Origin of the sequence: Microbacterium sp. AZCO, from assembly GCF_039614715.1 — a bacterium.
Taxonomy (GTDB): domain Bacteria; phylum Actinomycetota; class Actinomycetes; order Actinomycetales; family Microbacteriaceae; genus Microbacterium.
Genome location: NZ_CP154857.1, coordinates 701,140 through 714,064, shown reverse-complemented (window position 1 = coordinate 714,064; position 12,925 = coordinate 701,140). Strand labels below are relative to the sequence as shown.

General features: G+C 72.4%; 12 protein-coding genes. 3 read left to right on the top strand and 9 right to left on the bottom strand.

The annotated features are described in order from the left end of the window. Positions 1-79 precede the first annotated feature (79 nt). Positions 80-463 (top strand): DUF1844 domain-containing protein, encoded by a 384-nt coding sequence (locus AAIB33_RS03280; RefSeq protein ID WP_345803500.1) that lies wholly within the window; start codon positions 80-82, stop codon positions 461-463. Here the strand turns inward: AAIB33_RS03280 and AAIB33_RS03275 are convergent. The 7 genes from AAIB33_RS03275 to AAIB33_RS03245 form a co-directional block, all read right to left on the bottom strand. After that, on the bottom strand, positions 460-1,971 hold the full coding sequence (locus AAIB33_RS03275) for a pyridoxal-dependent decarboxylase (protein WP_345802139.1): 1,512 nt from the start codon (positions 1,969-1,971) through the stop codon (positions 460-462). The two genes, AAIB33_RS03280 and AAIB33_RS03275, sit on opposite strands and share 4 nt — an antisense overlap. A 205-nt stretch (positions 1,972-2,176) precedes the next feature. Continuing rightward, the gene (locus AAIB33_RS03270) at positions 2,177-2,956 is read right to left on the bottom strand and encodes an SseB family protein (RefSeq protein ID WP_345802138.1); all 780 of its coding nucleotides are present in this window, start codon (positions 2,954-2,956) and stop codon (positions 2,177-2,179) included. Beyond that, positions 2,940-3,686 carry a bifunctional 1-(5-phosphoribosyl)-5-((5-phosphoribosylamino)methylideneamino)imidazole-4-carboxamide isomerase/phosphoribosylanthranilate isomerase PriA gene (gene priA, locus AAIB33_RS03265; protein WP_345802137.1) on the bottom strand — a complete coding sequence of 249 codons (747 nt, stop codon included), beginning with the start codon at positions 3,684-3,686 and terminating at the stop codon, positions 2,940-2,942. Before priA ends, AAIB33_RS03270 begins: the two co-directional genes overlap by 17 nt. A 54-nt stretch (positions 3,687-3,740) precedes the next feature. After that, the gene (gene hisH / locus AAIB33_RS03260) at positions 3,741-4,391 is read right to left on the bottom strand and encodes an imidazole glycerol phosphate synthase subunit HisH (RefSeq protein ID WP_345802136.1); all 651 of its coding nucleotides are present in this window, start codon (positions 4,389-4,391) and stop codon (positions 3,741-3,743) included. Then, positions 4,388-4,990 (bottom strand): imidazoleglycerol-phosphate dehydratase HisB, encoded by a 603-nt coding sequence (gene hisB, locus AAIB33_RS03255; RefSeq protein WP_345802135.1) that lies wholly within the window; start codon positions 4,988-4,990, stop codon positions 4,388-4,390. Before hisB ends, hisH begins: the two co-directional genes overlap by 4 nt. After that, positions 4,987-6,081, bottom strand: coding sequence for a histidinol-phosphate transaminase (locus tag AAIB33_RS03250; RefSeq protein ID WP_345803499.1), 1,095 nt, complete (start codon positions 6,079-6,081; stop codon positions 4,987-4,989). Before AAIB33_RS03250 ends, hisB begins: the two co-directional genes overlap by 4 nt. Before the next feature lie 119 nt (positions 6,082-6,200). After that, positions 6,201-6,605, bottom strand: a complete 405-nt coding sequence (locus AAIB33_RS03245) for a LysM peptidoglycan-binding domain-containing protein (protein WP_345802134.1) — start codon at positions 6,603-6,605, stop codon at positions 6,201-6,203. A gap of 258 nt (positions 6,606-6,863) precedes the next feature. Between AAIB33_RS03245 and lexA the strand changes: the two genes are divergently transcribed. Together lexA and AAIB33_RS03235 are read left to right on the top strand one after the other, a co-directional pair. Next, entirely contained in the window at positions 6,864-7,544 is a 681-nt protein-coding gene (gene lexA, locus AAIB33_RS03240) for a transcriptional repressor LexA (RefSeq protein ID WP_345802133.1), read from the top strand. Positions 7,545-7,694: 150 nt separating this feature from the next. Beyond that, entirely contained in the window at positions 7,695-9,407 is a 1,713-nt protein-coding gene (locus AAIB33_RS03235) for a hypothetical protein (RefSeq protein WP_345802132.1), read from the top strand. On the opposite strand, the gene metE is transcribed toward AAIB33_RS03235, so the two are convergent. Both metE and AAIB33_RS03225 read right to left on the bottom strand, forming a co-directional pair. Beyond that, a complete protein-coding gene (gene metE / locus AAIB33_RS03230) occupies positions 9,404-11,734 on the bottom strand; it encodes a 5-methyltetrahydropteroyltriglutamate--homocysteine S-methyltransferase (protein WP_345802131.1) in 2,331 nt (776 codons plus the stop codon). The genes AAIB33_RS03235 and metE overlap by 4 nt on opposite strands. Beyond that, positions 11,731-12,690, bottom strand: a complete 960-nt coding sequence (locus AAIB33_RS03225; RefSeq protein WP_345802130.1) for a methylenetetrahydrofolate reductase — start codon at positions 12,688-12,690, stop codon at positions 11,731-11,733. Before AAIB33_RS03225 ends, metE begins: the two co-directional genes overlap by 4 nt. Positions 12,691-12,925 lie beyond the last annotated feature (235 nt).

Below are 12,925 nucleotides of genomic sequence, written 5' to 3'. Positions count from 1 at the left end.
GTTCCGGAGCAGAGCGCTCCGGAGCCCGCCATAGTCTAGCAGAGAGAGTGGCGTGGAGACGATTCAGGGCGAGCAGGGCATTCCGGACGACGCGGCGGCGGCTGAGCGCCTCGCCCGCTGGGAGGAGGCGGAGCGAGCCGCAGCCTCGGCGACGCGCGACATCGCGGACGTCCCGGCGGTCGAGGTCATCACGACCACCGCGGTCCACCTCATGAGCGCCGCCGCCGTCAAGGTGGGCCTCGCCGACGACCCCGCCAACCAGACCGACCTCGACGAAGCGCGCAAGCTCATCAACGCCCTCGCCGGCCTCATCACGGCGGGCGCCCCCGAGATCAGCGACATGCACGCGCGGTCGCTGCGGGACGGGCTCCGCTCGCTGCAGCTCGCGTTCCGCGAGGCATCCGTCATCCCCGACCCGATCGGCAAGGGGCCCGGCGAGAAGTGGACGGGGCCGGTCAACTAACCCTTCGCGATTCCGAGTGCGTCCACCCCGCGCGCGACGGCGTCGACCGTGCGGCGCACGGCCTCGGCATCCGTCCCGCGATTGCTCACGGCGAAGCGCACGACCGTGCGGTCCCGCCAGCGGGATGACGAGGCCCACACCGTTCCCTCGGCACGCAGCCACTCCCCCAGCGCCGCCGTCTGCTCGTCGGTCGGCGCCGCGAGGCACACCTGCGTGAAGACGACGTCGTTGACCACGGCCAGGCCCGGGATGCCTCGGAAGCCGTCGGCGAGGCCGGCGGCGGCATCCACGAGCCCGTCGACGAGGTCGACGACCCCGCTTCTGCCGAGCGAGCGCAGGGCGGCCCACACCGGCACGCCGCGCGCCCGGCGCGAGAGCTCGGGCACCCGGTCGTAGGGATCGGGGATGCTCTCGACCGACGGCAGATACGCCGCGTGGGCGCCGAGCGCCGCGGCCATCGCGGCCTCGTCGCGCACGATCGCGACGCCGCAGTCGTACGGCACGTTGAGCGTCTTGTGCGCGTCCGTCGCCCAGGAGTCCGCCTGCTCCAGTCCCCCCGTGAGATGCCGGAGACGAGGGGATGCCGCGGCCCACAGCCCGAACGCGCCGTCGACGTGCACCCACGCACCGGCGAGGTGCGCGATCTCGACGGCTGCCGCGAAGTCGTCGAAGGCGCCCGAGTGGACGTCGCCGGCCTGCAGCGCGACGATCGCGGGCGCGTCGCCGTGGTCGTGGAGTGCGCGTTCGAGACCCGCGACGTCGATGCGGCCCTCGGCGTCGGCGCCGACCGTGTGCGGCGCGCCGAGGCCCGACATCCGGCCAGCGAGCACGACCGAGGTGTGCACGGAATCACCCGCGAAGAAGCGCACCGGCGGCGCGTGCTGCAGGCCGAGCGAGGGGTCGACCCCGCGCTCGCGCAGGACGGCATCGCGCGCTGCGATGAGGCACGCGAGATTGGCGCTCGTCGCGCCGGTCGCGAACCCGACTCCGCTGCCGTGCGGGAGGCCCAGGAGGTCGACGACCCAGCGCGCGGCCGTCTCCTCGACCGCCGCGGTCGCCGGGGTCGGCTGGCGCGAGCCGGTGTTCTGATCCCACGCCGACACGAGCCAGTCCGCCGCGAGTGCCGCGGGGTAGGCGCCGCCGATGACGAAGCCGTAGAAGCGCGACGATCCCATCGCCATGAGGCCGGGCTCGGCGGCCGTCGCGAGCTCGTCGACGACCGCGGCGGCATCCCGTCCCTCCTCGGGGAGATCCTGATCGAGACGGGCGAGGATGCCGTCGACGTCGAGCTCGGGGCGGATCGGGCGCTCGTCGAGAGACTCGAGCCACGACATCGCGTGGCGGTGCGCGAGGTGGAGGGGGCGCCGGTACTCGCCGTCGGGCACGCGGTGCTCGGCGTGCGGCTCGGCGTCACGCCACTCGGCGTGGTGCGGCTCGGCGTGGTGCGACTCGGCGTCGTGCCGCGCCCAGTCGTGCGTCGTGTTGTGCTCTCGCGTGTCGTCGCTCATCCGCGCGCCTCCCCGGGCCCCGTCGCCGAGCCGATCATCTGCCCTCGCGCGGGCGGGTCGCAAGGGGCGGCCGTCGTACCGCGGGGCGTTCCATCGCGGCGAAGTGCCGCGGGACAGGCGAATCGCAGCGAGTGAGCGAGTCTCGGGAGCGGCAGATCGCCGCACCTCGGCAGGTGCGCACGCGGATCGCCGCGTCGACTTGCGGTCAGCGGGCGCGGACGAGCTTGACCGTGAGGGAGTCGACGAGCACCGCGATGCGGTCGTCGGCCGCCCAGCGCTTCGCGAGGCGGGCGAGCACGGCGTCGAGCTCGGACTGATCGAGTCCGGGCATGAGCTCGAGGCGGACGACGAGCTCCGGACCGCGCAGCCGGCCCGTCGGGTCGCCGGGCGCGACGCCGAGGTCGAGCACGGCCAGCTCTCCGCCGACGCTCGCCTGCAGGCCCGCGAAGACCTCGGGCGAGGCGAAGCTCGGCTCCCACGGCTGTCCCTGCGCGATCGCCCACACGGCGGGTCGGCGGAGCACGAACTCGGTCTCCGAGCCCGGGTCGACGACGATGAGGTCGGTGTCGTCGTCGGCGGCCGCGAGAGCCGTGCGGACGCCGTCGGCGGGCACGGGCCGGGCCGCGGCATCCCATCTCGATATCGTCTGCACCGACGTGAACACGGGAAGCACCCGCCGGCCGTCGGGAGCGGCGACCGTCACGATCGAGAGCTCCTGCGTCTTGTCGACGACGAGCCCGTGTGCGCCGACGCCGTCCGATCCCTTCTCGGCGACGAGCGGGATCAGCAGCCGGGCCGTCCGATAGGCGTCGACGATCGCGACCTGGTCGCCCGTGCCCTCGCGGAACGCGATGAGCGCCGCATGCAGGCGCGGATCCGCGGAGCCGTCGTCGTTCGAGTGCGCGTTGGCCTCGAATCGACGGCCCTCCCACGGCACACCGGCCGAGTCGGCGCCGTGGTGCGGGTGATCAGCCCCGTGCGACATCCAGCGCCTCGGCGAGCGTGAACGCGCCCGCGTAGAGGGCCTTGCCGACGATCGCGCCCTCGACGCCGAGCGGGACGAGAGTGCGCAGCGCCTCGATGTCGTCGAGGCTCGAGATGCCGCCCGACGCCACGACGGGCTTCGGCGTGCGGGAGGTCACCTCGCGCAGGAGGTCGAGGTTCGGGCCGCGGAGGGTGCCGTCCTTCGTGACGTCGGTCACGACGTAGCGGCTGCAGCCGGCCTCTTCGAGCCGATCGAGGACGGTCCAGAGGTCGCCCCCGTCGCGGGTCCAGCCGCGCGCTGCGAGGGTCGTGCCGCGCACGTCGAGCCCCACGGCGATGACGTCGCCGTAGCGCCCGATCACGTCGGCGGCCCACTCGGGGTTCTCGAGCGCCGCGGTGCCGAGGTTGATGCGCGCAGCGCCGGACTCGAGAGCGGCCTCGAGCGTGGCGTCGTCGCGGATGCCGCCGGAGAGCTCGACCAGCACGCCGCGCACCTGCTTGATGACCTTGCGCAGCACCGGCGCGTTCGTGCCGCGGCCGAAGGCGGCGTCGAGGTCGACCAGGTGGATCCACTCCGCCCCCTGCGACGCCCACTCGACGGCGGCCTCGATGGGATCGCCGTAACTCGTCTCGGAGCCGGCCTCGCCCTGCGTCAGACGCACGGCTTTGCCGTCGGCGACGTCGACAGCGGGGAGAAGGGTGAGTTCAGGACGGGAGGCGAAATCGGTCATGGATCCTCGAAGCGCATCGCGGCCGCGGGACGGCTCCCGCACATAGGCACGAGTTCAGAGGTTAGCCGCGCCCAGCCCGTCGATCCAATTGGAGAGGAGACGGATGCCGGCACTCCCCGACTTCTCGGGGTGGAACTGGGTGGCCGAGAGAGGCCCGTTCTCGACCGCGGCGAGGAAGGGAGACGAGCCGTAGTCGCACCACGTGAGGCTCGGCTGCGGGAACGGCGGCTGCACGTCGAGGTGCCACTTCTGCGCTCCGAAGGAGTGCACGAAGTAGAAGCGCTCGTTCTCGATGCCCGCGAACAGGCGGCTCCCCGCACCTGCCTGCACGGTGTTCCAGCCCATGTGCGGAAGCACGGGCGCGTCGAGCTCGGTCACGGTTCCCGGCCACTCGCCGAGCCCCTCCGTGTCGACGCCGCGCTCCACGCCGCGCTCGAAGAGCACCTGCATGCCGACGCAGATGCCGAGGACGGGGCGCCCGCCCGCGAGGCGGCGGCCGATGAGCTCCTCACCGCGGCTGGCCTTGAGCGCCTCCATGACGGCGCGGAAGGCGCCGACGCCGGGCACGACGAGGCCGTCGGCCTCGAGCACGAGCGAACGATCCGACGTGAGGCGCGCGTCGGCGCCCGCGGCGTCGAGCGCCTTCACGGCGGAGTGGACATTGCCCGACCCGTAGTCGAGCACCGCGACGACGGGTCGCGTCACAGCGCGCCCTTCGTGCTCGGGATGCCGTCGACCAGCGGATCGAGCGACTTCGCCTGGCGGAAGGCGCGCGCGAACGCCTTGAACTCGGCCTCCGCGATGTGGTGGGGGTCGCGGCCCTCGAGCACGCGGACGTGCACGGTGAGGCCCGCGTTGAACGTGATGGCCTCGAACGTGTGACGGACGAGCGACCCCGTGAAGTGGCCGCCGATGAGGTGGAACTCGAAGCCGGCGGGCTCCCCCGTGTGCACGAGGTAGGGCCGGCCCGAGATGTCGACGACGGCCTGCGCGAGCGCTTCGTCGAGCGGGACGAGTGCGTCGCCGTAGCGAGAGATGCCCGACTTGTCACCGAGGGCCTGGCGGATCGCCTGGCCGAGCACGATCGAGACATCCTCGGCCGTGTGATGCGCGTCGATGTCGGTGTCGCCCGACGCGCGCACCGTGAGATCGGTCAGCGAGTGCTTGGCGAAGGCGGTGAGGAGGTGGTCGAAGAACGGGACCGTCGTGTCGATGTGGCTGCGGCCCGTGCCGTCGAGGTCGAGGTCGAGCTCGACAGTGGACTCGCTCGTCGCGCGGCGGAGCGACGCGGTGCGTGCGGTCATGAGCCCGAGTCTATCGAGGCGAGGGCGTCGAGGAACGCGGTCGTCTCGGCCTCCGTGCCGGCGGTGACCCGCAGGTGGTTCGGGATGCCGACGTCGCGGATGAGCACGCCGCGGTCGTAGAGCGCCTGCCAGGTCGCGGCCGGGTCGTCGACGCCGCCGAACAGCACGAAGTTCGTCCACGACTCGTGCGGCTCGTAGTCGAGGGCGTCGAGCGTCGCCGAGATGCGGTCGCGCTGCGCGACGATCTCGTCGACCATGCGCAGCATGGTCGGGGCGTGCCGGAGCGCCGCGGACGCGGCTGCCTGCGTGAGCGCGCTGAGGTGATACGGCAGGCGCACGAGCCGCAGGGCGTCGACGATGGCGGGATCGGCGGCGAGGTAGCCGACTCGCGCCCCAGCGAAGGCGAAGGCCTTGCTCATCGTGCGGGAGATGACGAGTCGCTCGCGGTCCGGCAGGAGCGTCAGAGCCGAGCGCTCCTCGCGCGGGGCGAACTCGAAGTACGCCTCGTCGACGATGACGATGCCGTCGGTCGCGTCGTAGACGGCCTCGATGACGTCGAGGCCCATGGGCGTGCCCGTCGGGTTGTTCGGGGCGCAGAGGAAGACGACGTCGGGGTCGGCATCCGCGACCTGCGCCGCCGCACTCTCCGCGCTGACGCCGAAATCGTGCGCCCGCTCGCCCGCGACCCACGTCGCGCCCGTGGCGCGGGTGAGCAGCGGATACATCGAGTACGTCGGCGCGAATCCGAACGCCGTGCGTCCGGGGCCGGCGAACGCCTGCAGCACGTGCTGCAGGACCTCGTTGGAGCCGTTGGCCGCCCAGATCTGATCGCGCGTGAGCCCGTGGCCGAGGTAAGCGGCGAAACCCTCCCGGAGGTCGGTGAACTCGCGGTCGGGATAGCGGTTGACGTCGCGCAGGGCGTGGGCGATCGAGTCGAGGATGTCGTCGGCGACCTCCTGCGGAACAGGATGCGTGTTCTCGTTGACGTTGAGAGCGACGGGGAGCGGCGCCTGCGGAGCGCCGTAGGGCGTCATTCCGCGGAGGTCGTCGCGAAGCGGGAGCTGATCGAGGCGCACGGTCACCCCTCCCATCGTAGAGCGCCGCGCGGCGAGCGCCTCGTGGACCCTCTCAGCCATCGGGCGCGCCTTCTGCGAGGCGGCGCGGGCCAGCTCGGGCGGGGTACGGGCGGAGGGCGTCGCGTCGTCGGGGATCAGTGGGCGGGGGCGTATTCGGCCGGGATCGCGAGACGCTGCCCCGCCGACACGGTGACGCCGTCGAGGGCGTTGAGGCGCGCGATCGCGTCGACGACGTCGCGCGGGTCGGCGCCGGGCGCGACCTCCTCGGCGATCGACCACAGCGACTCGCCGGCCGCGACGGTGACGGTCGCGAACGATCCCGCGGGCGCACCGGTGTCGCGCGAGGCGAGGGCCGAGGACCCTCCCACGACGAGCGCGACGGCGAGCGCCACGATCGCGGGCAGCGCGGCGAGGAACGCGATCACCCGGCGGCCGCGCGTCGTCAGACGCAGCCGCGTGGCCGAGGCGGCGCTCGGACGAACCGAGCCTCGACGGGCCGTGCTGCGGAAAGCGGTGCTCGAGATGCCGATGGCGGTCATGGCGTCCTCCTGAGGGGAAGAGGTTCGCATCCGCCGCTCGGCCGGGAGTGGCAAATGCGAACCTTCATTCCGAAGTTATCTTCGATACAATCGGGTGTCAAGCGCCGAATCGGACTCCGGACCCTCGAATACGACACGCGGGCACTGGTGCTGCGCATCGCCTCGACGACCGGATACCGTTTCGACAGAGACACCCCACCACGGGCCTCCGACATTCGAAGACGCTCCCCCCGCGGAGCGTGAGACAGGAGCTGCACGATGACCGACGCGAGCGGCCGCGACAAGCCTCAGACCCGGCGGCGCAAGAGCCTCAGCGACAAGCAGCTCGCCATCCTGGAGGTCATCCAGCGCTCTATCGCGCGGCACGGGTATCCGCCGAGCATGCGCGAGATCGGGGACGCAGTCGGCCTCAAGTCGCTCTCGAGCGTCACCCATCAGCTCAACCAGCTCGAGCTGAGCGGCTACCTGCGCCGCGACGCCGGCAAGACGCGTGCGATGGAGGTGCTCATCGATCTTCCGGGCGTCGCCGACGAGAACCCGGCCGACACCGCCCCCGCCGTGGGCGACGCCGCCCTCGTGCCGCTCGTGGGCCGGATCGCGGCGGGAGTGCCGATCACGGCGGACCAGCAGATCGAGGAGATCTTCCCCCTCCCGCGTCAGCTCGTCGGCAAGGGCGACCTCTTCATGCTCAAGATCGTCGGGGAGTCGATGATCGACGCGGCGATCTGCGACGGCGACTGGGTCGTCGTCCGCTCGCAGCACGACGCCCAGAACGGCGACATCGTCGCGGCGATGCTCGACGGCGAGGCGACGGTCAAGGCCTTCCGGCAGCGCGACGGCCACACGTGGCTGCTCCCCCGCAACTCCGCGTTCGAGCCGATCCTGGGCGATGAGGCCGTCGTGCTCGGCAAGGTCGTCGCCGTCCTCCGCGCCGTTTAGCCTCCCCCGCGCGCCGCGCGCGGCATCCCTCCTCTCCTCGGCGCCTCGCCCACGCAGGGCGATGCCGTCGGCGGATCGATGGTGAACGTCGGGGCCGCCGTGCACAATGGCCCCAGGGCGCCGGGGGTGGCGCCGATGAGAGGTGGGGACATGGCCACGTCCGAGATCGATGATCTCCGATCCGAAGTCGATCGCCTGCGCGCCGAGAACGAGACGCTCCGTCTCACGGCGCCGATCCCGCCCGTCGCGGCTCCACCCGCCGAGATTGAGCGCCGGCGCAAGGGGACGTGGCGCGCGTGGGTGTCCGCCCTCGTGATCGTGATCGCGGCGATCCTCGTGCCCGTCTCGATCGTGAGCGCGTGGGCACGCGTGCAGCTCGTGGACGAAGAGGCGTTCGTCAACACGCTCGCGCCGCTCGCCGACGATCCCGCCGTCCAGCAGATGATCGTCGACGAGACGATGGACGCCATCCAGGCGCAGGTCGACTTCAAACAGCTGACCTCGAACGTCTTCGACGGCATCTCCGACCTCGGCCTCGGACCTCGCGCGAAGCAGGCGCTCGATCTCCTCAAGGCGCCCGCCGCCGACGGGCTGGAGAACCTCGTCAACACGACGGTGACGCGCGTCGTGCAGTCCGATGCCTTCGCCGACGTATGGGCCACGACGACGCGCGCCGCGCATCGCGCGCTCACCGCCGCCGCGACGTCGGACGGCAACGGCGTCGTCGTGATGACCGACCAGGGCGTCGGCATCCAGCTCGGAGCCATCGTCGACCGCGTCAAGCAGAACCTCGTGGACCGCGGCGTCGGGGTCGCACAGATGATCCCGGCCATCGACAAGGTCGTCATCATCGGCACGGGATCAGCCCTCGTCACGATCCGCACGTCGTACGCCATCGCGTCGACCCTGGGGTGGTGGCTGCCCGTCATCACGCTCGCGCTCTTCGCGCTCGGCATCCTGATCGCCCGCAGGCGTAGCGTCGCGATCGTCGGCACGGGCATCGGCTTCGCCCTCGGCGGCGGCGCGCTCGCACTCGGCTTCGCCGTCGGCTATCCCTTGATCGGGCAGGCCGGCGCGCAGCTCGACCTGTCGGTCGCGGCGCTCGACGTGATCTACGGCCAGCTCATCGACTCCATGCGCCAGACGGCGGCGATCATCGCGCTCCTCGGCGTCTTCATCGCCGTGCTGGGCTGGTTCATGGGCGGCTCGTCGCCGGCCGTACGCTCGCGCGGCGTGATCCGCGGCGTCAACTCCTCGGCGCGCCGCTGGCTCGCCTCGCGGGGCCTCAACACCGGCGGCTTCGGCCTGTGGCTCGCCCGCTCCCGCGTCCTGATCCGCGTCATCATCGCGATCCTGGCGGTGCTGTGGCTCTACGCCCTGCGGCCCCTGTCGGCGGGCGACGTCTTCCTCGTGATCATCGTCGCATTCGCGGTCGCCTGGCTCCTCGAGCTGCTGCAGAAGCGTCCCGACGAGCTCGTGTCACCGACGCCCGCCGAGGTCGCGACCGGTGCGGCCATCGACGCGGAGGTCGCGGCAGCGGACGCGGAGGCGGCCGCGGCGGACGCGCAGGCCTCGGCGGCCGCACTCTCGGCGTGGACCGACCGGTCCTCCGACGCCGCGACCGAGCCGGGCGCCGCGGCGGCGCCGACGGACACGACCGCCGCTACCGACCCGGGCGCCGCGGCGGCGCCGACGGACACCGACGTCGCCTCGGGCGAGGACGTCACGGCCGAGTACCCCTCGGCCACGCCCCCGGACGCCGGGGGCGACAGCTCCGCGGCCGAGACGGAGGATGCCCCGGCGGCGACCTCCGGAGAAGCCGCGACCGGGGCATCCCCCACCGCGAAGAAGCCGCGCCGTTAGACCGTCACGTCGATGGCGGCGCGCACAAGGCGCGTCGCCTCGACGAGGTTCTGCAGCGAGGCGACCGTCTCGGGGTAGGCGCGGGTCTTGAGGCCGCAATCGGGGTTGACCCAGACCTGGCGCAGCGGAAGCTCGTCGACGGCGCGGCGGAGCAGGTCGGCCACTTCGGCGACCGACGGCACCCGCGGAGAGTGGATGTCGTAGACGCCGGGCCCGACGCCGTGCGAGAAGCCAGACTCCGCGATGTCGCCGATCACCTCGCCGCGGCTGCGCGCGGCCTCGATGGAGGTGACGTCGGCGTCGAGCGCTGCGATGGCGTCGATGACGACGGCGAACTCGGAGTAGCAGAGATGAGTGTGCACCTGCGTCGCCGGTCGCGCCCCCGCCGTCGCGAGACGGAACGAGTCGACAGACCACGCGAGGTACGCGGGCTGGTCCGCGGTCTTGAGGGGCAGCAGTTCGCGCAGGGCCGGCTCGTCGACCTGCACGATGCCGATGCCGGCGGCCTCGAGATCGGCGATCTCGTCGCGGAGGGCGAGTGCGACCTGGTTGGCCGTCTCGGCGAGCGGCTGGTCGTCGCGGACGAAGGACCAGGCGAGGATCGTGACCGGTCCCGTCAGCATGCCCTTGACCGGACGGTCGCTGAGCGACTGTGCGAACTGCGACCACCGCACCGTGATGGGAGCGGGACGCGAGACGTCTCCCCACAGGATCGACGGGCGCGTCGCACGGGAACCGTAGGACTGGACCCAGCCGTTGCGCGTGACCGCGAACCCGTCGAGGTTCTCGGCGAAGTACTGCACCATGTCGTTGCGCTCCGGCTCGCCGTGCACGAGCACGTCGAGTCCGAGCTCCTCCTGCAGCCCGATCACCGAGGCGATCTCCAGCCGTAGCAGATTCTCGTACTCGGCGGTCGAGAGCTCGCCGCGGTCGTGCTGCGCGCGGAACCGGCGGATGTCGCCCGTCTGCGGGAATGACCCGATCGTCGTCGTCGGCAGCACGGGCAGGCCGAGCGCCGCCTCCTGGGCTGCGACCCGGGCCTCGTAGTCGCCCCGATCGAAGTCCGACGTCCCGAGGGCCTCCGCACGCTGCCGCACAGCGCCGTCGCGGACGCCGGGGGCCGAGAGGCGGTCTTCGAGGGCGAGGGATGCCGCTGCCAGATCCGCGGCGATGGCGTCGCGTCCCTCGGCGAGACCCCGCGCGAGGGTGACCACCTGTCCCACCTTCTGGTCGGCGAAGGCGAGCCACGACACGAGCCGCGCGTCGAGCTGCGGATCTTCCGCGACGTCGTGCGGCACGTGCTGCAGCGACGTCGACGTGCCGGCTGCGACGGCGGCTGCACCGAGCGCGCCCAGCTGCTCGAGCGTCGTCCAGGCGCCGGCCTGATCGCCGCGCCACACGTTGCGGCCGTCGACGACACCGCCGACGAGCGTCTTGCCCGCGAGTCCGGCGACCGGGGCAGGCACGGCGCCGCGGACGAGGTCGAGGGCCAGCGCCTCGACCGGGGCCGCCGCGAGCGCGCGCCAGGAGGCCGTCGTCAGCTGGGCGTACGGCGCCGCCACGAGGATCGCGGGGCGGTCCTCGCCGCCGCCGAGCACGTCGTAGGCGCGTGCCGCGGCGGCCGCGAGCAGGTCGGCGCCGACGGGCAGGCTCTCGCTCACGAGCGCGGGCTCGTCGAGCTGCACCCACTCCGCGCCCGCCGCGCGCAGCGCCGCGAGCAGCTCGCCGTAGACGGGCAGCAGATCGTCCAGCCGGTCGAGCGGCGAGAAGCCCGCGGGGGCCACCTCTGACGCCTTCGCGAGGGCGAGGAGCGTGACGGGTCCGACGATCACGGGGCGGGTCGTGACGCCGTCGGCACGGGCCTCCGCGACCTGGCGCGCGAAGCGGTCGGTCGACAGCGCGAACGCGGTCTCGGGCCCGATCTCGGGCACGAGGTAGTGGTAGTTCGTGTCGAACCACTTCGTCAGCTCGAGCGGCGCGAGCTCGGCCTCTCCGCGGGCGGCGGTGAAGTACGCGGAGAGGCCGATGGTGCCGTCCTCGTCGCGCAGATGGGCGAAACGCTCCGGCAGCGCGCCGACCGCTGTCGCGGCATCCAGGACCTGGTCGTAATACGAGAACGACTCGGGGATCGAGGAATCGTCGCGGCCGAGGCCCAGAGCCGCGAGGCGCTCGCGCGTCGCGCGGCGCAGCTCGGCCGTCGACGCCTCGAGCTCGGCCTCGGTGAGCTTTCCCGCCCAGTGCGCCTCGACGGCGCGCTTGAGCTCGCGTCGGCGCCCGATGCGGGGATAGCCGAGGATCGTCCCGGTCGGGAAGGTGGTGTCGGTCATCGTGCGGCCTCCAGTTCGGAAGGGACGAGGGCGCCGGCTTCGCGGAGCACCTCGAGAACGGTCTCGTGATGGTTGAACGCGTACAGATGGATGCCGGGGGCACCGCCCGCGACGACCTCGCGGGCGAGCTCCACGGCGTGGGCGATGCCGACGGCGCGCTGGCCCTCGGCCGTCGGCTCGGCGTCGAGGGCGGCGGCGAGGCCCGTCGGCAGCTGCTCCCCCGTCAGCTCGAGCACGCGGCGAAGACGGGCGGGCGAGACGATCGGCATGATGCCGGGGAGGATGGGGATGACGACCCCCGCGGCGCGCGACTGCTCGACGAAGCCGAGATAGTCGTCGGCGTGGAAGAAGAGCTGCGTGATCGCCGACGTCGCACCGGCCGCCTGCTTCGCGAGCAGCGCGTCGATGTGCTCGTGCGGATGCCGCGACCGGGGGTGCCCGTTGGGGAAGGCGGCGACCGAGATCTCCGCCTTGCGGCGGCGATCGACGCGCGCGGCGCCCGGCACGCCGGGGATGGGGCACTCGGTGTACGGCGAGCGCTCCGCCTGGACACGATGGATGAGCTGCACGAGCTGCGCCGCCGTCTCGAGGTCGCCCAGGAAGGCGTCGTCCTCCGTCGCGCCGAGCGGAGGATCGCCGCGGAGGGCGAGGAAGCTCGTGATGCCGGCGTCGAGGAACTCGCGGATGAGGCGCGCGGCGTCCGCATAGGTCGTGCCGACGCACGTGAGGTGCGCGAGCGGCTCGACGTCGGTCGTCTCGCGGATGTGCCGCACGAGCTCGAGGGAGCGTCCGCCGGTCGACCCACCTGCGCCGTATGTGACGGAGATGAAGCGGGGTCCCGCGTCGGCGAGATGACGGATCGTCTCGTGCAGCGCTGCGGTCGCGGCGTCGGAGCGCGGCGGGTAGATCTCGAACGAGAACGGCACCGCGTCGGCGGTGCGCACAGCTGCAGTCATGACGTGCACTTCGGTAGAGGGACAGGGAGGCCGGTCGGCCGCGGCCCGCGCTCGCCTCACGAGGAGGGGCGGGGTCATCGCGGGCGGGTGCCGGGCTCGGCTGTCGCTCCACGCCCGGGGTCAGCCAGGCGACGATTCGACCACGGTAGACGAGCGGGCACGGCCGGCGCGACCGTGTGACGGTGTGTTTCGAGGTCGATAGCCCAGAAGGCATATGTCGATAGGGATGCCGATT

What these genes read in the sequence shown, in the direction of transcription:
- AAIB33_RS03275 (WP_345802139.1), bottom strand. Translation starts at nt 1,971, where the DNA reads ATGAGCGACGACACGCGAGAGCACAACACGACGCACGACTGGGCGCGG.
- AAIB33_RS03270 (WP_345802138.1), bottom strand. Translation starts at nt 2,956, where the DNA reads ATGTCGCACGGGGCTGATCACCCGCACCACGGCGCCGACTCGGCCGGT.
- priA (WP_345802137.1), bottom strand. Translation starts at nt 3,686, where the DNA reads ATGACCGATTTCGCCTCCCGTCCTGAACTCACCCTTCTCCCCGCTGTC.
- hisB (WP_345802135.1), bottom strand. Translation starts at nt 4,990, where the DNA reads ATGACCGCACGCACCGCGTCGCTCCGCCGCGCGACGAGCGAGTCCACT.
- AAIB33_RS03250 (WP_345803499.1), bottom strand. Translation starts at nt 6,081, where the DNA reads ATGGGAGGGGTGACCGTGCGCCTCGATCAGCTCCCGCTTCGCGACGAC.
- AAIB33_RS03245 (WP_345802134.1), bottom strand. Translation starts at nt 6,605, where the DNA reads ATGACCGCCATCGGCATCTCGAGCACCGCTTTCCGCAGCACGGCCCGT.
- lexA (WP_345802133.1), top strand. Translation starts at nt 6,864, where the DNA reads ATGACCGACGCGAGCGGCCGCGACAAGCCTCAGACCCGGCGGCGCAAG.
- AAIB33_RS03235 (WP_345802132.1), top strand. Translation starts at nt 7,695, where the DNA reads ATGGCCACGTCCGAGATCGATGATCTCCGATCCGAAGTCGATCGCCTG.
- metE (WP_345802131.1), bottom strand. Translation starts at nt 11,734, where the DNA reads ATGACCGACACCACCTTCCCGACCGGGACGATCCTCGGCTATCCCCGC.
- AAIB33_RS03225 (WP_345802130.1), bottom strand. Translation starts at nt 12,690, where the DNA reads ATGACTGCAGCTGTGCGCACCGCCGACGCGGTGCCGTTCTCGTTCGAG.